This window comes from Dyella terrae, from assembly GCF_022394535.1.
Taxonomy (GTDB): Bacteria; Pseudomonadota; Gammaproteobacteria; order Xanthomonadales; family Rhodanobacteraceae; genus Dyella.
In genome coordinates, this window is sequence record NZ_CP089414.1 from 1,107,129 (window position 1) to 1,128,832 (window position 21,704).

Annotated in this window: 16 protein-coding genes; 11 read left to right on the forward strand and 5 right to left on the reverse strand. The window is 63.2% G+C overall.

From position 1 onward, the window contains the following. Positions 1-24: 24 nt before the first annotated feature. The 6 genes from DYST_RS04515 to DYST_RS04540 all read left to right on the forward strand — a co-directional run bounded on the left by DYST_RS04515 (position 25) and on the right by DYST_RS04540 (position 7,494). Entirely contained in the window at positions 25-1,113 is a 1,089-nt protein-coding gene (locus tag DYST_RS04515; protein ID WP_233202368.1) for a glycosyltransferase family 2 protein, read from the forward strand. Next, complete coding sequence (locus DYST_RS04520) at positions 1,107-2,201, forward strand: polysaccharide deacetylase family protein (RefSeq protein WP_239950362.1); 1,095 nt, start codon at positions 1,107-1,109, stop codon at positions 2,199-2,201. Before DYST_RS04515 ends, DYST_RS04520 begins: the two co-directional genes overlap by 7 nt. A 256-nt stretch (positions 2,202-2,457) precedes the next feature. Beyond that, on the forward strand, positions 2,458-3,723 hold the full coding sequence (locus DYST_RS04525; RefSeq protein ID WP_239950363.1) for an O-antigen ligase family protein: 1,266 nt from the start codon (positions 2,458-2,460) through the stop codon (positions 3,721-3,723). Positions 3,724-3,729: 6 nt separating this feature from the next. After that, on the forward strand, positions 3,730-5,094 hold the full coding sequence (locus DYST_RS04530) for a phenylacetate--CoA ligase family protein (RefSeq protein WP_239950365.1): 1,365 nt from the start codon (positions 3,730-3,732) through the stop codon (positions 5,092-5,094). A 106-nt stretch (positions 5,095-5,200) separates the two neighbouring features. Continuing rightward, positions 5,201-6,322, forward strand: a complete 1,122-nt coding sequence (locus tag DYST_RS04535) for a glycosyltransferase (RefSeq protein WP_239950366.1) — start codon at positions 5,201-5,203, stop codon at positions 6,320-6,322. After that, entirely contained in the window at positions 6,313-7,494 is a 1,182-nt protein-coding gene (locus DYST_RS04540) for a glycosyltransferase family 4 protein (protein WP_239950368.1), read from the forward strand. Before DYST_RS04535 ends, DYST_RS04540 begins: the two co-directional genes overlap by 10 nt. A 1,162-nt stretch (positions 7,495-8,656) precedes the next feature. On the opposite strand, the gene DYST_RS04545 is transcribed toward DYST_RS04540, so the two are convergent. Continuing rightward, positions 8,657-10,762 (reverse strand): NAD-dependent epimerase/dehydratase family protein, encoded by a 2,106-nt coding sequence (locus DYST_RS04545; protein ID WP_239950370.1) that lies wholly within the window; start codon positions 10,760-10,762, stop codon positions 8,657-8,659. Further along, the gene (locus tag DYST_RS04550) at positions 10,759-11,949 is read right to left on the reverse strand and encodes a glycosyltransferase (RefSeq protein ID WP_239950371.1); all 1,191 of its coding nucleotides are present in this window, start codon (positions 11,947-11,949) and stop codon (positions 10,759-10,761) included. Before DYST_RS04550 ends, DYST_RS04545 begins: the two co-directional genes overlap by 4 nt. Positions 11,950-12,362: 413 nt before the next feature. On the opposite strand from DYST_RS04550, the gene DYST_RS04555 reads away from it, so the two are divergent. The 5 genes from DYST_RS04555 (at position 12,363) to DYST_RS04570 (ending at position 16,001) form a co-directional block, all read left to right on the forward strand. Next, positions 12,363-12,995, forward strand: a complete 633-nt coding sequence (locus tag DYST_RS04555) for a polysaccharide deacetylase family protein (protein WP_239950373.1) — start codon at positions 12,363-12,365, stop codon at positions 12,993-12,995. Between the two features lie 66 nt (positions 12,996-13,061). After that, positions 13,062-14,300: a hypothetical protein gene (locus DYST_RS04560; protein ID WP_239950375.1), complete on the forward strand. Its 1,239-nt coding sequence runs from the start codon at positions 13,062-13,064 to the stop codon at positions 14,298-14,300. A gap of 6 nt (positions 14,301-14,306) precedes the next feature. Continuing rightward, positions 14,307-15,251, forward strand: a complete 945-nt coding sequence (locus tag DYST_RS04565) for a methyltransferase domain-containing protein (RefSeq protein WP_239950376.1) — start codon at positions 14,307-14,309, stop codon at positions 15,249-15,251. A gap of 23 nt (positions 15,252-15,274) precedes the next feature. Further along, complete coding sequence (locus tag DYST_RS24280; RefSeq protein ID WP_428993981.1) at positions 15,275-15,454, forward strand: glycosyltransferase family 2 protein; 180 nt, start codon at positions 15,275-15,277, stop codon at positions 15,452-15,454. Then, positions 15,396-16,001 (forward strand): glycosyltransferase family 2 protein, encoded by a 606-nt coding sequence (locus tag DYST_RS04570; RefSeq protein ID WP_275666969.1) that lies wholly within the window; start codon positions 15,396-15,398, stop codon positions 15,999-16,001. The genes DYST_RS24280 and DYST_RS04570 overlap by 59 nt, the downstream gene beginning before the upstream one ends. Positions 16,002-17,355: 1,354 nt before the next feature. On the opposite strand, the gene DYST_RS04575 is transcribed toward DYST_RS04570, so the two are convergent. The 3 genes from DYST_RS04575 to galE are packed head-to-tail and all read right to left on the reverse strand — an operon-like array spanning position 17,356 to position 21,703. Then, a complete protein-coding gene (locus tag DYST_RS04575) occupies positions 17,356-18,891 on the reverse strand; it encodes an oligosaccharide flippase family protein (RefSeq protein ID WP_239950378.1) in 1,536 nt (511 codons plus the stop codon). Between the two features lie 52 nt (positions 18,892-18,943). After that, on the reverse strand, positions 18,944-20,641 hold the full coding sequence (locus DYST_RS04580) for a hypothetical protein (protein ID WP_239950380.1): 1,698 nt from the start codon (positions 20,639-20,641) through the stop codon (positions 18,944-18,946). A gap of 57 nt (positions 20,642-20,698) precedes the next feature. Then, complete coding sequence (gene galE / locus DYST_RS04585; RefSeq protein WP_239950382.1) at positions 20,699-21,703, reverse strand: UDP-glucose 4-epimerase GalE; 1,005 nt, start codon at positions 21,701-21,703, stop codon at positions 20,699-20,701. Position 21,704 lies beyond the last annotated feature (1 nt).

Sequence of the window (21,704 nt, forward strand, 5' to 3'; positions counted from 1 at the left end):
TGGGTATGCAGGGGCAGCTTCTGGATGCTGCTCTACATTTTCATCGGCTACCCGCTGATCGCCTGGCTGTGCGGCAAGCTGATGCATCGCCCGGTGCGCAAGCAGCCGGTGCTGCCCACCGTGTCCATCATTATTGTGGTGCGCGACGGCGTGAGGCATATCCGCGCCAAGCTGAAGAACCTGCGCACACTGGACTACCCGGCCGAGTACATCGAGATCATCGTGGCCTGCGACGGCTGCAAGGACCGCACCGCCGCTCTCGTGCGCCACTCGCACGACGCACGCGTGCGGGTACTCGAGTTTCCCGTGTCACGCGGCAAGGCGCTGTGCCTCAACGACGCCGTGGCCACCGCGCGCGGCGAGATCCTGCTGATGACGGACGTCCAGCACAAGCTGTCGCCACTGGCGCTGCGCGAAGTGGTGAGCAACCTGGGCGATCCGCAGGTAGGTGCAGTCAGCGGCAGCCTGGAACTGGAAAACGTGAGCAGCACCTTCGCCCACGGTGTGAATGCCTACTGGCACTACGAGAAGTTCATCCGCCGACAGGAAAGCCTCTGCGGCTCATCGGTGGGCGTTTGTGCGGCGCTGTATGCCGTGCGCGCCGAGTACTACAGGCCCTTGCCACCCGACACCTTGCTCGACGACGTACTTGTACCCATGAGCGTTGCCGCCCACGGCCGGCGCGTGGTGTTCGAACCGCGCGCCGTCGCCTGGGGCGAAACCGCACAGGCGCCGCTGGACGAACAGGCTCGTCGCATGCGCGCCATGGTCGGCTGCTTCCAGTTGATCGACGTGGCGCCGTGGCTGCTCTCACCCGCCCGCAACCCGCTGTGGTTCCAGTTCATGAGCCACAAGATGCTTCGCCTGCTGGCGCCGTGGTTGCTGCTGTCGCTGCTGCTGTCCTCCGCCTATCTGGCGCGTCACCAACTGGCGTATGGCGCCGTGCTTGCCGTCTTGCTGGGTGGCGTCGGGCTGGTCGCCATCGAACGTGCTCGGCCCACGGCGGGGCGCTGGTTGCCGGTGCGCCTGATGGTCGCGTTCTTCTATCTCAATCTTTACGCGGCGCAGGCGTCCATCGCCTATGCGCGCAGCCGAGGGGAACAACTATGGTGAGCCAGACGCCGCACACTGGCATCCGTGAACGGCTAGGCGAGCTGTGCTATAGCGCTGGCCTGCTCAGCCCGCTGCAGAAAATGCGCGCATGGTGGCAGAAAGACCTGCGCATCCTCGCTTATCACCGCGTGATGCCGGTACCCGATCCGGAGCAGTACGAGTTCGACATGGAGCTGGTCAGCACCACGCCGGAAGAGTTCCGCGAACAGATGACACTGGTGCGCGACCGCTATCGCCCCATGCGCCTCAGTGACGTGGCCGCCGCCATCAACGCGGGCCATCCGCTGCCGCCCGATGCGGTGGTGATCACCTTTGACGACGGTTACGACGACAACTACCGCATTGCCTATCCGATCCTTAAGGAACTCGGCGTCCCGGCCACCTTCTTCATTTCCACTGGTCACATCGATAGCGGTCGTCCGTATGCGTACGACTGGCTGGTGCACCTGATCTTGCTCAGCGATGCGTCGCGGCTGGAACTTCCCGAGCTAGGCATGGATGTGCCGATGCCAGCGACGCGCGACGAACGCCGCGCCTTGGCGGGTCGCGTGCTCGACAACATGAAGGAGATCAGCGCGCTGGCACAGGCAGCGATGATCCGCCGCCTGGAAGACGCGTGGCAGATGCCCTCCGAGCATGCGCGGCCGGCGGACTGTCGCCCGATGAGCTGGGATCAGCTACGCGAAATGCGCGCCGCCGGTCTGGAGATCGGCTCGCACGGCGTGAATCACTGGATGCTCTCCAAACTGCCGCGTGAGGAGCTGGAGCACGAGGTTCTCGACTCCCGCAATGCCTTGCTGCGCGAACTCGGCCCCATGCCGTTGCTGATGTCCTATCCGGTGGGCAGCAACCGCGCATTCGACCGGCAGGTCATCGAGGTGACCCGCGATGCAGGCTTCGACCTGGCCTGCAGCTACATCAGCGGCACCAACCCGCGACCAGCCGATAATCGTTACTCGCTGTACCGCATCGCCGTAGAGCGCTATTACGGCAAAGCCTGGTTCGCCGCTTTGCTGGCCATGCCTGGCGTGGTCGGTTATCCGACGCCCGCCCATCTGGCCACAACGGATGAGGGAGCCTGTTTATGACCTTCGCGCAGTCCGCGTTGTCCTTGAGTGGCCGCCAGGTGGTAGTGCGTGGCGCAGCGCCCGACTGGCTGTCAGGTCGAGCCGCGCGCTGCCGCATGGCGGCCACTCAAGGACAACCCTCCGGGCCGGGTCTGTTTGCCCACAGGCCGGCGTCATCGCTCAGTCGTGTATCGACATACACTCCTTCCCTCTTCCTTGGCCTGCGAGCAAACAGCTCCCGGCGCGGGCTGTGCGAAGGTCATAAACAGGCTCAGCCATGTTCCCACTGATCCTCTGCTACGTCGTCCTGACCATCGTCAGGCCGCAGGAATACATACCGGCGCTGCTCGGCGTGCCCGTGCTGCCCATTGTGCTGGCACTGGCCTTCGCCGCATGGCTCACCTCGGGCGCGCGCAGGCCGCGTGCGCCGCAGTTCGTCATACTGCTGGCCTTCTTCGCCGTACTGATGCTGTCGGAAGTCGCCAACGGCTGGGTCGGTGGCGTGAAAGATCAGCTCGGCAAGTTTGGTCCTGTCGTGCTCACCTTTTTCATGATCGCCGCAGCATGCAATACGCAGCGACGCATCCTGGTGCTTATGGCAGTGATGGTGATGTGCGCCACGGTGCTGGCGATGCACGGCATCGGCCAAGCCAGCGCCGGCATCGGCTGGACCGGCATTCCGCTTGGCGATGACGGCCGCATCCAGTACGTGGGCATCTTCAACGACCCGAACGACTTGGGCATGCTGTTCGTTTTAGTACTTCCCATGGCTTGCCTGTTGCTCAAGCGCGCGGGTTTCTTCGGCAAGCTGCTCTGGTTGGCCTGCATCCTGACCCTGCTCTACGGTGTGCGTCTCACCAATTCACGCGGCGCGATGCTGGGTGTGCTGGTCGTCGCTGGTGGTTACATCTGGTATCGCCGGGGCGCCATCGTCGCGGGCGTGCTGGGCGCGGCCGGCCTTGCGGTGATGAAGATGCTTTCGTCGCGCATGCAGGAACTCGATGCCGGCGAGGAATCGGCCAGCGGCCGCGTGGACGCCTGGTATGAAGGCCTGCAGATGTTCAAATCCCACCCGCTGCTCGGCGTGGGCCCCGGCAATTTCACCGACTACAACCCGCTCACCGCGCACAATTCGTTTGTGCTGGTGCTGGCGGAAACCGGCTTTGTCGGCTACGTGCTGTGGCTGATGCTGATCGGCTACACGTTCTGGATGGTGGCGACCGTGCTGCGCCTTAAGCCTGATCCCATTACCGATCCCGAGCGGCATGCCGCCTGGAGCATCGAGCGGCCGATGGCGCTGACCCTGCTGCTGTCGCTGTGCGGCATGTTCACCTGCGCGTTCTTCCTCAGTCGCAGCTACATGATTGTGTTGTATGTGGTGCTGGCTATCGTCACCGGCTTCTACCTGGGCGCGCGCGAGCGCATTGGCGACCTACCCTCCTTCCGCATGAGCGAAAGCGGCATGCGCTGGGTTCCCGCCGCCATCGGCAGCATCGCAGGACTGTTTGTGCTGGTCAGCATCCTGCTGAGGACGGAAGGATGATTTGCCATGAGTGAATGGTACGAACGGGTTTTCCGCCGTGTGCTCTACCCGGCCTATGAGAGCGGCCTGCGTCGCCGCAGCACGCTGTCCTGGCTGGATACCTATGAGCGCGACCAGTGGTACTCGCCGGAGGCCCTCGCGGCGCTGCAGTTCCAGCGCCTCAAGACACTGATCGAACATTGCTATCGCGAAGTGCCCTATTACCGCCGGCGCTGGCGCGAGCTGGGCATCCTCCCTGAAGACATCCGCAGCATGGACGACTATGCGCGGTTGCCGGTGCTGACCAAGGCCGACATTCGCGAGAACTTCGACGACTTACAAGCCACATCCTGGCGCGACCGTCTGCTGTTCAAGCGCACTGGCGGCTCCACCGGCGAGCCGCTCAAGCTGGGCTACACGCATGAAAGCTACGAACGCCGCATGGCTGTGATGTGGCGCGGCTACGGTTGGGCGGGATCGCGGCTGGGACGCCGCACGCTATACCTATGGGCGGGCGCGGTAGGCACCCCGGGCCGTGTGCACCAGTTCAAGGACGATGTCTACAACACGCTGTTCGCCCGCCGCATGCTCAACAGCTTCGAGATGACCGAATCGAACCTGTCCACCTATGCCGACGCCATCGATCGTTATCGACCGGCCATCATCGTCGGCTACGTGAACCCGCTGAACCAGCTCGCCAAATGGATAGTGGAGACCGGACGCAAGATGCATCGCCCCGACGCCGTGATCGGCGCAGCCGAGGCACTTCACCCCCACCAACGCGACACCATTGCCAAAGCCTTCGGTTGCCCGGTCTACAACACCTACGGCTGCCGCGAGTTCATGCTGATCGCCTCCGAATGCGCGCATCACCATGGCCTGCACATCAATGCCGACCATCTTGCGCTCGAACTGCTCGATACCGATGGCAGCCGCGTCGCCAATGGTCCCGGCGAAGTAGCGATCACCGACCTGTCCAACTACGGCATGCCGTTCATCCGCTACCTCAACGGCGACCTCGCCACCGCATCCACTGCTTACAGCTGCCCGTGCGGACGCGGCCTGCCTCTGCTGGAGCGGGTGGAAGGACGCGTGCTCGACGCCATCCGCACTCCGGATGGTCGCATCCTGCCGGGCGAATTCTTCCTGTACATGCTCAAGGATGTGCCGGGCCTCACGCGCTTCCAGTTGGTGCAACGGGAGCTCCATCGACTGGAGCTGTCCATTGTGCGCGGCGACGACTTCGACGACGCCTCCATCGCCTACATCCGACGCGAGACCGCCAAGGTGCTCGGCAACGAGGTGGCGCTGGACCATCGCTTCGTGGACGACATCCCGCTCACGCGCAGCGGCAAACACCGTGTCACGCGTTCGGAACTGACGGGAGCTTGATCGCCATGGCCCACGTCCACCACGCCGGTCACTGGCTACCAACAACCCTTGAGAAAACGAGGAAGCCCATGCCCCAACCTGGCCACGCAATGAGGTCCGATTCCCCGTGAACATCACCCACGTGGTCGAAAACCTCAATCGCGGAGGCCTCGAGCGCATGGTGCTCGACCTGGTGCAGCGACAGCAGCAACAGGGACACCAGTGCCAGGTGGTCTGCCTGTACGAAACGGGTTCTCTCGCACACGAACTGGATGCCGCCGGCATTCCCGTCATCGCCTGCAACAAAGGGCGCGGCATCGACCTGCGCGCACTGGCGCGTGCGCGCTGGGCCATCGATCGCCACGCCACCGACATCCTGCATACGCACAACGCGGTGGCGCATTACCAGGCCGTGCTGGCCTCGTGCGGCCTGCGCGTGCTGCGCATCCTCAACACGCGCCACGGCATGGGTGCAGGACAACGCACCGGCCGCAAGGAGTGGCTATACCGGCGCTCACTGGCACGCACGGACATCGTAGTGACGGTGTGCGAAGCGGCGCGCCGCAACGGGATCTCACGCGGCATGCTTCCGCAGGAATTGACACGCGTCGTGCCCAACGGCATCGCGGTCGAACGTTTCCGGCCGGCGTCTAGCCCCATGCGCGAACAGTTACTGCAGATGCTTGGACTGCCGGATGACGCGTTCCTCATTGGCAACGTCGGCCGGCTCAACTGGACCAAAGACCAGGCCGGGTTGATCCGCGCGTTTCGGCAGATCCACGCACAGCATCCATCCGCGGTTCTTCTACTGATCGGCGACGGCGAACTACGCGCCGATCTGGAGCAATGCGCCATAGAGGAAGGCGTGCGTGATGCCGTGCATTTCCTTGGCGATCGCAACGATGTGCGTGACTTATTGCAGGGACTGGACCTCTTCGTGCTGTCCTCTGCCAGCGAGGGCTATTCGATGGCGCTATTGGAAGCCTGCGCCGTCGCCCTGCCCATCGTCGCCACCGACGTCGGCGGCAACGGCGAGATCATCTACAGCGGCCGCACCGGCCAACTAGTGCCGCCGGGCGATCCGGATGCGCTGGCGGAAGCCATGCTGTCGCTATTGAACCAGCCGCACCGCGCATCAGCCTACGGCCACGCGGCGCGCGTATGGGTGGAGAAGCACGGTTCGCTGGAAGCCATGGCGGCTCGCTACGAACGCCTGTACCTCGACATGGAGTGCGAGACATGCGCCTGAAGGTGCTGGTACTCACCAATCTGTTCCCATCGCCCTGGGACCCATTGCGCAGCCCGTTCAACCGCCAACAGTTCGAGCGACTCGGCCGGGAACACGAGGTGGATGTGCTCACCGCCGTGGACTTCCGTGAACGCTTTGGCCGCAAACCCACGGCGTTCCGCGCTAACAACGTCAACACCGACCACTTCGTTTTCTTCTATCCACCGGTGATCGGCCGCTCAATGCACGCTGCCTTCTGGCTGATCTCGCTCTTGAGCCAGAAGCTGCGCCGCCTGCGGCGCGCACAGTACGACTGCATGCTGCTGAGCTGGGCGTACCCGGATGCCGCCGCGGCGAGCTGGGTCGCGCGCCACCTGGGCATCCCGTACGTGGTCAAGGTGCACGGCACCGATCTGAACGTCAAAGCCACGCAGCCACTACTGCGGCCACAGATCCGCCACGCATTGCGCGGTGCTCAGGGCGTAGTGGCAGTCAGCCAGGCGCTGGCTGACAAGGTGGTGGAACTAGGCGTCGATCCGTCGCGCGTACACGTGATCTACAACGGCGTCGAACCCAACCTGTTTCATCCCGGCTCGCTAAGCGAAGCCCGCGCAAAACTGTCACTGCCGCAGGATGAACGCATCATCCTCTACGTAGGCAACCTCAAGGACACCAAAGGCTGCCTCGACCTGCTCGAAGCCTTCCCCCGCGTACTGCTCACCCACCCCGATGCCAACCTGCTGTTCATCGGCGCCGGTCCCTCCCGCGAAGCACTACTGCAACGCGCCGCCGCCCTCGGCTGCCAGAACCGCGTGCGGCTGGTCGGCGCCATCGAACACTTCGCCCTGGGCGACTGGTTCCGCGCCGCCGACTTGCTATGCCTACCCAGCCACAACGAAGGCGTACCCAACGTCGTACTCGAAGCCATGGCCTGCGGCACACCCGTCGTCGCTACGCGCGTTGGGGGTATTCCCGAAGTGCTGCCCGAACATGCGGGCGTGCTGGTGGATGCGCATGATCGCATCGGGCTGGAAGGTGCGTTAGTCGACGCGCTGGGCAGGTCGTGGGATGGCGGACAGATTGCGGCGCATGCGGGTCGGTTTCGGTGGGATGAGAATATCCAGCGGTTGGGTGGGATTCTTGAGGCGGCGGCGATGAGTCGTACGGGGCAGGTGAAGTATTTGGCGCCATGAGTCAGCGCGCTGCTCTTGTCCCTCTCCCCTTCGGGGAGAGGGTTGGGGTGAGCCCCGAAAAGGGGGTAAAGGTTGGGTGCTCGCCGCACGGTTTCATCTTTAGCCGTCATCCCGGCGTAGGCCGGGATCCAGAGCCTCGGTGTTTGATTGTCGCGTGATCGCGATCTGGCTCGCCTGCCGCGGGCTTTCGACCTCCTGCCGGAGGCCGAGTCACTTTTCTTTGCATGCCCAAAGAAAAGTAACCCGAAGAAAGGCACCCCCACTTGGCGCTGGCCGGTGAAGCCGGCCAGTCCGTGAGGGCTGGCCGGGCTTTTCGACAGGGCATCCTGCCCTGGCGAAAAGGAATCGGCATCCCTGCCGATTCCCCTGCGGGCCTGATCGTCCACCCCTCACCGCCGCACAGGGGGCCCGAAGGTCAAAAGCGAAAGCGGACGGCTCGTGCAGCGGAGCTGCACATCGCACCGCAATGGAGCGCGTTGGTCCTTCTCTAGGGCACAAAGCTAAGGAAAAAGAGAAAGGCCATGCCGTTAGGTGGCGAGTTCTCTAGACCAGCCGGAAAGCGTGGCGTCCACTTCCCTAGCCTCTGCGATCGGGAAGCGTAGCGAAGACCGCTTTAAGTCCTCTTCGCTTCGGCGCGTTGCGAAGCGCTTCGGAGTACCCGCTGTGTAGCGGCGGAGGTTGCCAAACCCCACGATTCCTCATCCGTTCGGGCTTATCCTCACGCCATGCAGAGCTCCTCAGTGTATCGGTGCCTTGCGGTGTAGCCGTATCGCTCAATAAAGAGATCGCCCAGCGTCGGTTACCCCAAGCCCCAAGGCTTGTATTCAACACAAGCTGCCGGAGCTTTCAGGCCATTTTCTTCGGGTTACTTTTCTTTTGGGCCAGCAAAAGAAAAGTGACTCGGCCTTCGGCAGAAGGTCGAAACGCCCGCTGCGTAAGCGGCCAGGTCGCGGGAGTGCACGAGGCGATAGCCGACCACTGGTGCAACTGGATGACCAGCCCTTCGGCTGTTGAAAAGCGCCCCCTGCCTTCGCAGGAATGACGGCTAAAGAATGAAGCGGCGAGGCGAGCACCCAACCTTTACCCCCTTTTCGGGGCTCACCCCAACCCTCTCCCCCTAGGGGAGAGGGAGCCAAAGCACCAGCGCCAAGCACCTCACCCTCTACTTATCCGACACCGCCTCCCCCACCCCCGACGACACCCCCACCTCACCCCCAAACATCACATCCATCCCCCGCCTCAACCCCACCCTCGGCTCCCACCCCAACACATCCCGCGCCACCCGCTGATCAAAATTCGCCAACGGCCGCAACGAACGCACCCTATAACGCGTCAGCGGCACATTCCTGCGCAACACCTTCCCCAACCCCTCCACGCCCACCGACAAAGTGAGCAGCCACCAGGTCGGCCAGCGCATCAGCTTCAGATCCTTGCCACGCTTGCCGCGCACCCGCTCCAGGTACTCACCCTGCGTGACGATGGCCGGATCCACCACATGCACCACCTGCCCTTTGGCGCCAGGTGTTTGCGCAGCTAGCAGCAACGCATCGACTACGTCATCCACGTACACCAGCGGCAACGTCTGCAACGGTGATCCCACAGCGATCCATCGGCCGGCGATGCCCAGCGTGCCGTTGGGTGTGACCTTTTCCGAACCGGGTCCAATGATCTGTCCGGGGCGAATCACCACCGCCGGCAAGCCGCGATCGCGAATGGCATCACGCACGTAGGTTTCGGCCGTCAATTTGGTCTGCGTGTAGCTGCCACGCCAATCCGGATGAGGCTCCAGCGTCGATGTCTCGTCGATGGCCTCCGCCGGGTTGCGCCCGGCGTGATCAAGCACGCTCATCGAGCTGACGTAGACCAGGGATTCCGTGCCGTGACGCAGGCATGCGTCGACGACGTTTCGCGTGCCCCACACCGTGCCGGCTTCGAACTCGCGCGGGCCACCACCCATCGCGGCACCTACGTGGTAAACCACGCGCGCGCCTTGCACCGCATGATCAACGATGCGCGGATCACCCAGGTCACCCAGCACCACCTGCTGCGCTATGCCAGCTAGCCGTGGGTCGGGGCGACGCACCAGCACGCGGACGCGCTGCCCTTTGCGGCGCAAGGCATTGACCAGCGTGCGGCCGAGAAAGCCCGAAGCACCGGTTACCAGCGCATCCACAGGTTCCAGCGTTTCGATGCGCGCTTCCAGTTCCTGCCGGCGTTCCTCATCGGCTTGGCGGCAAGCGGCTTCCATCAGGGCAATCGGGCGTCGACCATCTTCCGCACTCACCGGCGGCGCCGTGCCGTCGAGCAGTGCGCGCGCAAACGATTCAGCCCCGGACTGGATGCCGGGTGACGGCCGCAAGCTTCCCGTGGCGAAGCGCAATACGTTCCATGGGATGCGAAACACGTCGCGCAACGCGCCAACGAATGCCCCCATGACGATGCCGATGAATTTAGGTCCCGGCAGCACACGACGTACATGGCAGACCTGCAGGAAACGGTCGACTTCGATCACGCCACGTGTGCCTTGCACCACGATGCGGTTGAGCATCGGTCGCACGTTCCACGACAGCATCACGCGACCCGTGCCTTGCTCGCATTCAGCGAACGCCTGCCACTCATCGAACTTCAACGTGGTCGAACGACCGGTGGAGCGGTAACGGATATCCACCCTAGCGATCTCGCCCAGGAAGGCCTCCATCGTATAGAGGCCATGCACGCCGAGGTCGCGGAACGGATACGAGCCCTGCGCCACCATTCCCGGCAAGGGACCGCCGCCATAGGGCGGATAGTCGGAGCTGCGCCACACGTCCACCGCGACGAGATCGCCACAAGCTCCGGCTGCAACCAGCTCCTTTGCGCGCATGATCATGGGGTCGAACAGGTCGGAATGATCGACCGACAGCACGAGGCCCTTCTCACGCGCCTTGGCGATCATCGCATCGCACTCGGCCACTGAATCGGCCATAGGCTTTTCGACGAACACGTGACAACCCATATCGAGCGCGCGCAAGGTCAATGCGCAGTGACTGGACGGCGGCGTCAGGATGAAGATCGCGTTCGGTCGCCGCTTACCCAGTTCGGCCAGATCCGACGTGGCCCAGCCGATGTCATAGGTCTGCGCCAGCTTGTTGGCTGCGTCGAAATCCAGATCGCAGACACCCACGATCTCGACCTCGTCGAGCCGCTTCAGCGCCTCAATGTGATAACGCGCGACATAACCGGCACCGACGATGCCGATACGCAAGCGCTTGTCGACGATAAGGCTCATCCTGTCACCCGACGATCGGCAAGAGTCATGTCCGCCGTGGCGAGCGACGTGGCGACTTCGCGCAGCACGTCCTCCACCCGGCGGTCCCAGGTCTGGTCCGCCACCGACGCCATGCGTTCGGCGGCACCGTGTTGCGGTCCATCGGCAATGGCCTGATCGAGCGCGGCGAGGAAGTCATCGCGACCATCCGCAATGCGCACCAGCGAAGCGAAACGTGCAATCTCCGGATTGCCAACGGCGACCACGGGCTTTCCCGTGGCGAGGTACTCGCGCAGCTTGAGCGGGTTGGCGTTTTCCACCTGCCGGTTACGGCGATACGGAATGATGGCGACGTCGAATGCCTTGGCCCATGCCGGCAGGCTTGTGTAGGGCTGCGCACCGGCCAGCACTACGTTCGGCAATGCATCCAGATCAGGCACCTTGATCGCCGCGTAGCCCACCAGCAGGAAGGTCCACTGCGGTCGTCGTTGCGCCAGCCACGCGATGAGTTCCACGTCGATCCATTCATGGATCGAGCCAAAATAGCCCACCACAGGGCCCACGAAACCCCGCGCCGCCGGCGGCAGTTCGGTGGCCGGGTCGGACGCCTGAGCGAACAGCTTGGCATCCACGCCGTGGGGCGAAAAACGCGTCTGTGGATTCTGCGCCTGCTTGGCCGCCACCAGCGCGGGCGGCGCGACGAAGACAAGGTCGGCGGCTTTGGTGAGCGCCAGGTCGCTGGCGGCGATCACCTCCGCATCCACGCCGGGATGCGCGGCGTAATCATCGATGCAGTAATACACGCAAAGGCTTTCACCCAGCTGGCGCGCAAGAAACCCTGGGTGCGGTGTGACGAACCACGATATGCGCTGGCGCCCGCCGAGCACCCGCATAGCGCGCCGAAGCGCCCACTGGCTGAACAGACGATTGAACAAAGGCACGCCCGGCACGCGGCGAAACGGCAACTGCGGAACGGTGCAGCGCCACAGACTATCCCCCACGCGCTGTGGAGCGCACAGCGCCTCACGCAGCTTGCGTAGTGCGCGGCGCAGATCACGCCCGCTCGCCTGCGGCGCACGCATGCCCGGTGAATCCACGTAGAGCACGGGCATGTGCGCGGCCAGCCGCTGGGCCACGTGATGGCTACTCGTGCGGTTCTCGGCAAACCAGTCGTTGCCGAAGTAGACGACGCCGTAGCGCTCTAACATGCCCGCTCCGTAGCGAGGGCCGGGTGTGAAACCACCATGGCTATCCCCTGTCCAGGTTGATCACGAGGGGCGAAGACCGCATGCAACCCCGGTTGCGTCGCCCTGTCTGCCCGGACGTCGGGTCCGGCCTGTATCGACGTGATGAGCCTAGCGCAACGCCCCTCGCGCTCACATAAGTCGAATTGCCAAGGCGGCACGGTAAATAGCAGCTTTTTCCGCTGTCCGGCACAGCCATTCGCCTGCCGGGCAAGGGCCATCGGCCGTTCGCCATAGCCTTTCGGTCGCATGCGGTACTGACTATGTGCCCAATGGAACTCGGGCCCACTTGGCGACACAGTGCTAACCATGAAAGTGGCGCCCGCGCGCCGCTTCGCCCGCCGCTCGTTTCTGTCCTTTCCGTGCGTGAAGTCGTCATGACGCTCCGACCGAAAAAGATGCAGTTGCTGCAATACCTGCCGCGTGGGGTGGTATCGACGTGCGCGCCGAAAGAAGAAAAAGCGTTATACCTCACGTTCGATGACGGCCCGCATCCCGACCACACGCCTGCCCTGCTCGAACTACTCGGCCAGCATGGTGCCAAGGCGACGTTCTTCCTGATCGGCCGCGAGGCGGAACGCTATCCGCAACTTGTGGAACGCATCGTCGAAGAGGGACACGTGCTGGGTAATCACTCCTATAGCCACCCCATGTTCGATGCGCTCACGCACACCGAGCAGTGGGTGGAAGTCGAACGCACCGATGAGGTGCTGTCCAGTTTCGACGGGCGCAGCCATCACGGTTTTCGGCCGCCGCGTGGCGTGTTTTCCCTGCTGCTGACGCTGCGCTTTGCGCTCAATCGGCGCAAGCTCGCATACTGGTCCTACGACACGTTGGACTACCAGGGACGGGAACCCGATGAGCTGGCCAATCGCCTGCGCGCGCAACCGCCTCGCGCTGGTGACGTGATGCTGATGCATGACGACAGCGACTGCTCGTTACGGATGCTCGAGTTGCTGCTGCCGGAGTGGAAGCAGCACGGTTTCACCTTTCGCGCGTTGCCGGCGTGAGCATGGCGAAGCGTAGCTTGTGGATCGCCACGCATTGGCACCGCAAGCACTAACAGGGGACATGTGATGAGCCAAACCTTGGTCATCGTGGTGCTGGTACTGGCGACGCTGGTGGTCTTGTTCTGCGCGGTGGCGTGGATGGCCATCCGCTCGCGCAACATGCAGGTATGGCTAGGCAGCTATCTGCGGCAGCGCCCCCGCCCCGCCGTCGAAGGCCCCACCCACATCATGTTCTGCTTCGTGGACCACTACGAACCAGCGTGGGGCCGCGTGGACCTGGAAACCCAGCGCCGCCGCGTCGACCGTTGGTACAAGGATTACCCCGCCATGGCATCCCGCCATCGCGATGCCGATGGCCGCCCGCCGCAACACAGCTTCTTCTACCCCGAAGAAGAATACCTGCCGGAGCACCTGGACAAGATCGCCGGCCTTTGCGCGGATGGCTACGGCGAAATCGAGATCCACCTGCACCACGACAACGACACGCCCAAGAATTTCTGCAACACCATCTCCCGCTTCAACGAACTGCTGCACGCACGCCATGGCGCGCTATCGCGCGACCGGCACACCGGGCAGCTGCGCTTCGGCTTCATCCACGGCAACTGGTCGCTGGACAACTCGCGTGCCGATGGCCGCTGGTGCGGGATCAACAACGAATTGATCCTGCTGCGCGAGCTCGGTTGCTACGCCGACTTCACCCTGCCCTCCGCGCCCAGCGAAACGCAGACACGCACCATCAACGCCATCTACTACGCCACCGACGATCCCTGCCACCCGAAATCCCACAATACGGGCACGCCCGTGCGGGTGGACGGTACACCCACAGGCGACCTGATGATTGTGCAGGGGCCGCTCGGACTGGACTGGAAGCGTCGGCGCAAGCTGATCATGCCGCGCATCGAAAACGCCGATGTGCGCCACAGTTGTCCGCCGACGCCGGAGCGTGTCGATGCGTGGGTGCGCACCGGCATCCACGTCGAGGGTCGTCCCGATTGGATCTTCATCAAGATCCACACGCATGGCACGCAAGAGCGCGACATGGAGACGCTGCTCGGTGATCCCATGCATGCCATGCACGACCATCTTGAGAAGCACTACAACGATGGTCGGCGCTATGTACTTCACTACGTTACCGCGCGGGAAACCTACAACATCATCAAGGCCGCCGAAGCCGGCATGGAAGGCAACCCCGCGCGCTATCGCGACTTCGAACTGGCGCCGCCGCCTGGCGTAACGAAATGGACGCACCAGGACTCCGCCTTGGATGAGGCTGAGGCCATGGCTGACGTTCCTGGCATGGGGTGATACGCAATGCATTGGCGAGCCAAAGGCGTACTGCAGAAGCTGCTGGGACACATGCCCGGTGGCGAGCAAGCGCACTACGCGCTCCAGCGCCGCTTCGGCGGACTGCGCGGATTCACCCGCGAGTTCGACATCAAGATGGACGACTGGCGACTGATGGCGGGCCACCTGCGTGAAGCTGGCCTGCCCATCGCCGGCGCACGCCTGTTCGAGATCGGCAGCGGCTGGTATCCCACGTTTCCCTTCGCCTGCTATCTCGGCGGCGCGAAGCGAATCATCACCGTGGATCTGAACCGCCATATCAAGCTTGATCTGGTGCTCGACTGCGCCGACAACCTCGCCCGTCACACCGCGCTGATCGCCGAGGCCTGCGGCGTGCCAGAGGCCGACGTACAGCGACGCCAGCAGCACCTGGCCGACCATTTGCGTAAGGGCAACGACATCGGCACCGCCACCGATGGCGTAGTCGTTTACCAGGCACCCGCGGATGCATCGAGCACGGCCCTACCTGCGCATGAACTCGACTGCGTGTTCTCCAACAGCGTGCTCGAACACGTAGTGCCGACGGCGGTGGATGGCATTTTCCGCGAAGCAATGCGCATCCTTGCGCCCGGTGGCGTGATGTTCCATTCAGTCAATTGTGGTGACCACTACGCCTACGTCGACCGCACAATCAACCAGCTCCATTACCTGCAGTACTCAGATCGCCAATGGCGACGCTGGGACAACGCCTTCCTCTACCAGAACCGCATGCGCGCCTATGAATTCGTCGACCGCGCGCTCGCTGCTGGCTTCGACATTGTCCTGAACACCGAATGCGCCCGGGAAAACCGTATGGCCGAACTGGCTTCGATGCACGTGCATCCCCAGTTCGCACACATTCCCCCGGAACGCCTGTGCGTTACCTCCATCGACTTCATCGGCCGCAAGCAGCCACGGGATGCCACACCATGAGCAGCGCACTGGTCAGCGTCGTCATGCCCGCTTACAACGCCGCCAAATACATCCGCGGCGCGGTGGTTTCCGTGCTATCGCAAACCTACCCATCGTGGGAACTGGTGATCGTGGACGACTGCTCCACCGACGAAACCCCCCCACCTGCTCGACGCCCTGGCCGATGCCGACGAACGCATTCGCGTCATCCATGCCCGCACTAACGGTGGTGTGGCTGCCGCCCGCAACACTGCCATCCATGCCGCACTAGGCAGCCATATTGCCTTCCTCGACAGTGACGACGGCTGGCATCCGCGCAAGCTGGAGTGGCAGATGGAACACATGGAGGAAACGCGCTCACGCGTCTGCTACACCTGCTACGACCGCATCACCGAGGATGGCCACCTGCTCTCGCGGGTACGCCCACCGGCATCCGTCGATTACGCACAGATGCTGCGGAGCAACCGCATCGGCAACCTCACCGGCCTCTACGACCGCGCCCTGGGTGATGCTGCCTTTCCTGCCGTGGGGCACGAGGACTATGTGTTCTGGTTGGAAATGGTGCGGCGCGCTGGACACGCCACGTGCGTCCCTGGCGACCAACCGCTGGCGTATTACCGCGTGCGCGAGGATTCGGTCTCAGCCGACAAGTGGCGCGCGGCGTGTTGGCAGTGGCGGATTTATCGAGATTTTGCGCGGCTCGGATGGTTGTCGTCGTCGTCGCATATGTGTCATTACGCGTGGGAGGCGGTGCGGAAGCGGATGGCGTAGGTGGGGTGGTTGCGCTGTCGTGGGGTGATTTTTTGGTGGCCGCCGGTGGTGGCGAGGCGCTTTGCTCCCTCTCCCTTTTGGGGAAAGGGTTGGGGTGAGGGGACATTCTTGCCTCACTACTTCAAAAGAACCGTCACCCCTGCGCAGGCAGGGGTCCAGTGACGTTGCTTTCGATTGCCGCGTAATCGCGAGCTGGCTCGCCTGCAGCGGGCTTTCGACCTTCTGCCGAAGGCCGAGTCACTTTTCTTTGCTTGCCCACGCACGCGCAGGAGCGCGTGCGAACGGCGAAGCCGGCCCGAAGGGCGAAGGGCAGGATGCCCGGAGTAAAGAAAGTAACCCGAAGAAAGGCCCCCCCCCGGAATCGGCGCCTTCCGGGCCTTTGGCCCTCCAGGTACGCGCGCGGGTTCCGGGCTTTTCGACGGGGCTCCTGCCCCGGCGAAAAGTGGCTGGCGTCCATGCCAGCCACCCCTGCGGGGCCTTTTCTCCACCCGCCCGCCGCCTCATACGGGGCCCGGAAGATCAAAAGCGCAAAGCAGACGGCTCGTGCAGCGTTGCTGCACATCGCATCGCAGCAGGTCGCTGTGCTCGTGCTCTAGGGCACAAAGCCAAGGCAGATAAGAAAGACGATCCCGTCCCGTGGCGAACTCTCCACACTGGTCGGAAAGCGTAGCGTCCTCTTTGCCCTAGCCTCAGCGATCGGGAAGCGTATCGAAGCCTGCTTTAAGTCCTCTCCGCCAAGGCGCTTTGCGAAGCGCTCCGAACTACTCGCAGTGTCCCACGGGACTAGCTTCGCGTCGTATAGGCGAAGGTTGCCAAGCGACAACGTTCCTCACCGGTTCGAGCCTATCCCCACCTAACGGCAGCGTCCGTCTTCTTTAGCTTTTTGCTCTAGAGCACGAGCAACGCGACCTCCGAGTGCGATGTGCAGCTCCGCTGCACGAGCCGTCGGCTCCGCGCTTTTGACCTTCGCCCCCCCCTGTGCGGCGGTGAGGGGTGGACGAGAAGGCCCGCAGGGGAATCGGCAAGGATGCCGATTCCTTTTCGCCGGGGCAGGAGCCCCGTCGAAAAGCCCGGCCGCCCCTCACGAACTGGCCGGCTTCGCCGGCCAGCGCCAAGTGGGGGTGCCCTTTCTTCGGGTTACTTTTCTTCGGCAAGCAAAGAAAAGTGACTCGGCCTCCGGCAGGAGGTCGAAACGCCCGCTGCAGGCGAGCCAGCTCGCGATTACGCGGCAATCGAAAGCGACGTCACTGGACCCCTGCCTGCGCAGGGGTGACGGTTCTTTTGAAGTAGTGAGGCAAGAATGTCCCCTCACCCCAACCCTCTCCCCAAAAGGGAGAGGGAGCAAAACCCGAACCTAAGGCGCCACCCTCTCCACCGGCCCCTGCAACACCCCAATCACCCGCTTCGCCACCCTACCCACCGGCCCCAACTTATCCGTAATCATCCCCATCAACCGATAATCCGCGTCACTCCAATACCGCACCAGGAAACTGGCCGGCAAGAACACCGCCGAAAACACAACTGCCCCCGCCAGAAATGCAAAATGCCCCGGCGTCACATTCGCCACGAGCCATCCCGCACCAGTCGCCACCAATCCCACGGCGAACAGCCTCGCCATCACCGCCATTGGCAAGCCAGCGCTCGCCACGCGGCGGATGTAGAAGGTGCAGATCACCAGTTCCGCCAATCGAGTGCCTGCATAGCAGAGCACCGCGCCAAGCAGGCCAAAGTGCGGAATCAGGCTAAAGCCGAGCACTACGTTGATGACCAACGCGGAGCCGGAGATGCGCAAGCGATCCCACTGACGATCGGTCACCACCTGGAATGCTGCGATGCTGTTGGTGATCAGCAGCAGGCCGGCAAGCACCAAAGTCACCTCGATGGCGGGAATGGCGTCTACGTACTTGTTGCCATACATCAGCGTCACTAGCCCTGGCGTGGTAACAAAGCCAAGTCCCGCGATCATGAGGCCGGTGGCCCAATAGAATCGGGTGGCCTCAGCCAGCACGCGTGTCGCCTGGCCCTGGCCGTTCTGCCCGAAGGCACGCGCCATGTATGGCAGCAATGTTGTCGTCAGGCCCACGGAGAACAACTCCACGGCGCCGCGCGTCAACGTGCCGGCGATGGCGAAGAAGCCTACCGCAGTGGAATTGGTATAGGTGGTGAGCAGAAATACTTCGACCGTGTTGCTCTTAAGTGCAAGCAGCAGGATCAGCACGGCGGTAAGCCGCAGGTGCCGGGTCAGTCGCTTCGACAGATCCGCAGGCACATCGCCTGGGCCGAATGGCAGGCAATAGCGCCGATAGGCGATGCGATTGATCACGTTCAACGTAAGACACGAGATGGTGAAGATGCCCACGAAGGCCAGCAGGCCTGCATGGAACACCGTGGCCAACACGACGAGCGTCAGCATGATCACGCCGGATATCACGGTGGCGATCGACACCGGCTCGAATCGCTCTTGCCCTTTCGAAATGGCTACCCACAGGCTGTAATTGGCCTTTGCTACGACACCGATGGCCACCAGCACCGCGATCGGCAGGATGGAGCCTGTCCACTCCTGCGGTCGAATGATGCCCACGCCCACGAAAAACAGGCCAATCACCGCGGCGCAACTCCATGCCTGGTTGCGTGCGAGTCGGTAGGAGATATGCGAGGCAACACCGGGGGTGTCCGCGCCGTACGCTTCGGCAATGAACTTGGTCGACGAAGTGGTCAGCGCATGATTGCTAAACGTCATCAGCCAGCCGCACAACCACACGGTGAAGGCGTAGCGGCCGAAATCCGCCGGGCCCAGCGCGCGGGCGATCCACACGCTGATGAACAAACCCAGCGCGTACTCCACATACGTGGACGCCGATACCAGCGCCACGCTGCGGAGTGCTGCCATCCGACGATTCATCTGCACCTGCCCCTGTTCATGCCCACTCCCTGAAGGTGCCCTAAGGCGCCGTATGTGTCGCGACGGGCGCCGTTGCGCCGCTGCCGGGCGGCTGCTGCAGGAACCACATCGCCACGCCCGCGCCACGGTTGTTCCAGTTGAAGCGGCGCAGCGTCTCGCCGATCTGCCCGCATTCGGTGTTGTAGGACGTGGACACCGCGTCGATACGCTTCTTGTAGGCGGCGCTCTGCGCAGGGTCACGCTCGAAGTAGTAGGCGGCTGCCATCGGCATCACCAGTTCGACGTTGTGCGCATCGCTGTACCAACCGTCGGAATCCTCGATGTCGGCCAGCTTCTTGTGGTTGGCCTGCGAGGACGCCCAGTACCAGGCGATCTGCCCGTTGGAACCGGAGCATGGGTTGCGCCAGTCGTGTCCCTGCACGATGGTGCTCACGTCGATCCAGCCGTAGCGCTCCATGTAACGGCCGAATGCGGTGATCATTTCAGGGATGCGCTTGTCGCCGGTTACGAGCCAGGTATGCCACAGACCGTCGATGATGTTCTCGCTCATCCACGGCGAGGTACCGCGCACATCGCGATCCGGGTTCCAGGAGTCGTCCTCGTGCAGGTTCCAACTGTTGCGCCATGAGCCGTCGTCACCGAGCTTGTCCGGGTTATTGCGCTGATGGTCGTATAGCCAGTTCACGCGTTCGCGCGCCAGCTCCAGATAATGCGTCGTACCGGTCAGTTCATAGGCATTGATGGTGGCCAGCAGGCCAAGGCCCGCGAGACGCTCGGTAAAGCGCTCCCCCGGCTCGGTGTACGGCCCGGCTTCGCCGCTCCAACCGTTATGCCGCCACAGGATGACCATCTTGTCGACCAGCTCCGCATCGTGCTCGCTGTCGTCACCGGTTAGGGCCAGTGCAAGCAAGATGGGCTCTATGTACACGTACTTCACGTCGCACGGCTCCTTGCCGTACGTCCAGCCACCGCCACAGAACGGGCTGAACGGCATACCGTCGCGTTTGATGTACTTCATGTAGAAGTGATAGCTCTCGTCCGCCGCTTGCAGGTAGTCGAGTCGTCCCGTGCGGATATAGGCCTTGAACAAGGTGCTCGGCCGATCGAACAGCCACGCGGTGTGATCGTCGGCAGGCAGCTTGCGTGCCCACTCAAATTGCGTGGATACATAGTTGGCGTAGGCCTCGCCCTTGGGCGCCGGTACCTGTGGCCCGGCGATCAGTGACGCACAAAGCCATGCAGGCTCAAGCGTCGCCAAGGCAGCAGCCACGCGCACGCCGTTCGCATCCGGCACCAGCTCTTGCACGTAAGGCCAACCGGGTATGTCCTTGGTCCGCGGCTTGCCCATCGCGAAGTAATAGGTGCCCTCGCCTTTCACCAGTTGCGCCTGGAACTGGGCGCGCACCGCACGGATGCTGCGATCGCGGGCGTACCACAGAAGAGTGGCCGTGACATGCGAGGGAATCTCGTTGCCCGACGCGTCGAGAATGCGTATCTGCTGAACATCGCGGAGCACGGATGGCGGAAACGGAATGCCCACCGACACACGCACATCCGTGGCATCGCCGACGTTTTTATGGACAACGATGCGCTGCGCGGCCGTACTGTCCTGGGGTGCCTGCGGCCCGGCAGGTTCCTGGCTCTTGGCCGGCGAGTCCGGCGATGTGTGATGCGAATGCGACGCCGACCACGCCGCGAGCGGCGAGCACGCAAACACCAACCCCAGCACCAACGTCACGACTAACCGGCCCGCTTTGCGAAGGGCCCCCCCCGACCACGGGCACGACGGGCATCATCACGCCACCGACGACAGTGGGGCGTGCTGACTCACCATCTTGCGCTCCCACGTCAACGCCGTACGCACGATGAAATCCAGGTCGTCGTACTGCGGATGCCAGTCAAGCACCTGCTTCAGCCGGTCGCTGCAGGCGATGAGCATGGCGAGATCACCGTCCCGCCGAGGAAACTCGACGATATTCAGCGGATGCCCACCAACGCGCGCCACCGCATCGAGCACCTCGCGCACGCTATAGCCGTGGCCGTAGCCGCAGTTGAGCTTGAGCGAAGCGCCGCCGGCGCGCAGATGATCCAGCGCGCGCAAGTGGGCCGAAGCCAGATCTTCTACATGAATGTAGTCGCGTATACCGGTGCCGTCTGGGGTGTTGTAGTCGGTACCGTAAATGGCCATGAACTCGCGCTTGCCCACGGCATGTTCGCAGGCGGCCTTGATCAGCAACGTGGCGGACGGCGCGGAATGGCCGATGCGCCCCTTGGGGTCGCAACCAGCGACATTGAAGTAGCGCAGAATGACGTGGCGCATCTGGCCGGTTGCGCAGTAATCGCACAACATCATCTCTGACATGAGTTTGGACATGCCGTAGGGGTTGGCCGGATGTGTCGGCGTGTCTTCATCCGCAACACCCTCGTCGGTTAACCCGTAGACCGCCGCCGTCGACGAGAAGATGAACTTATCCACGCCCGACGCTGCACAGGCCGCCAATAGATTGCGCGTGTTGCAGGTGTTGTTGCCGTAATACTTGAGCGGGTTGCTCACGGACTCTGGCACCACCGTGTGTGCCGCGAAATGCAGCACCGCGTCGATGCGATGTGCCTTGAGCACCGACTCGACGAGTTCTGTATCGCCAACGTTGCCTACGACCAGTTCGGCAGCACCAACGGCTTCTCGGAACCCCGTGCTCAGGTTGTCGATGACCACCACATGCTCGCCGCGCGCTGCCAATTGCTGGACGACGTGGCTCCCGATGTAGCCGGCTCCCCCGGTGACAAGTGTCTTGTGCATG

Excerpts from the sequence above, each read along its gene's own strand:
- DYST_RS04550 (WP_239950371.1), bottom strand. The coding sequence starts at position 11,949 with ATGTTAGAGCGCTACGGCGTCGTCTACTTCGGCAACGACTGGTTTGCC.
- DYST_RS04575 (WP_239950378.1), bottom strand. The coding sequence starts at position 18,891 with ATGGCAGCACTCCGCAGCGTGGCGCTGGTATCGGCGTCCACGTATGTG.
- DYST_RS04565 (WP_239950376.1), top strand. The coding sequence starts at position 14,307 with ATGCATTGGCGAGCCAAAGGCGTACTGCAGAAGCTGCTGGGACACATG.
- DYST_RS24280 (WP_428993981.1), top strand. The coding sequence starts at position 15,275 with ATGCCCGCTTACAACGCCGCCAAATACATCCGCGGCGCGGTGGTTTCC.
- DYST_RS04540 (WP_239950368.1), top strand. The coding sequence starts at position 6,313 with ATGCGCCTGAAGGTGCTGGTACTCACCAATCTGTTCCCATCGCCCTGG.
- DYST_RS04555 (WP_239950373.1), top strand. The coding sequence starts at position 12,363 with ATGACGCTCCGACCGAAAAAGATGCAGTTGCTGCAATACCTGCCGCGT.
- galE (WP_239950382.1), bottom strand. The coding sequence starts at position 21,703 with ATGCACAAGACACTTGTCACCGGGGGAGCCGGCTACATCGGGAGCCAC.
- DYST_RS04530 (WP_239950365.1), top strand. The coding sequence starts at position 3,730 with ATGAGTGAATGGTACGAACGGGTTTTCCGCCGTGTGCTCTACCCGGCC.
- DYST_RS04515 (WP_233202368.1), top strand. The coding sequence starts at position 25 with ATGCTGCTCTACATTTTCATCGGCTACCCGCTGATCGCCTGGCTGTGC.
- DYST_RS04560 (WP_239950375.1), top strand. The coding sequence starts at position 13,062 with ATGAGCCAAACCTTGGTCATCGTGGTGCTGGTACTGGCGACGCTGGTG.
- DYST_RS04545 (WP_239950370.1), bottom strand. The coding sequence starts at position 10,762 with ATGAGCCTTATCGTCGACAAGCGCTTGCGTATCGGCATCGTCGGTGCC.
- DYST_RS04525 (WP_239950363.1), top strand. The coding sequence starts at position 2,458 with ATGTTCCCACTGATCCTCTGCTACGTCGTCCTGACCATCGTCAGGCCG.
- DYST_RS04520 (WP_239950362.1), top strand. The coding sequence starts at position 1,107 with ATGGTGAGCCAGACGCCGCACACTGGCATCCGTGAACGGCTAGGCGAG.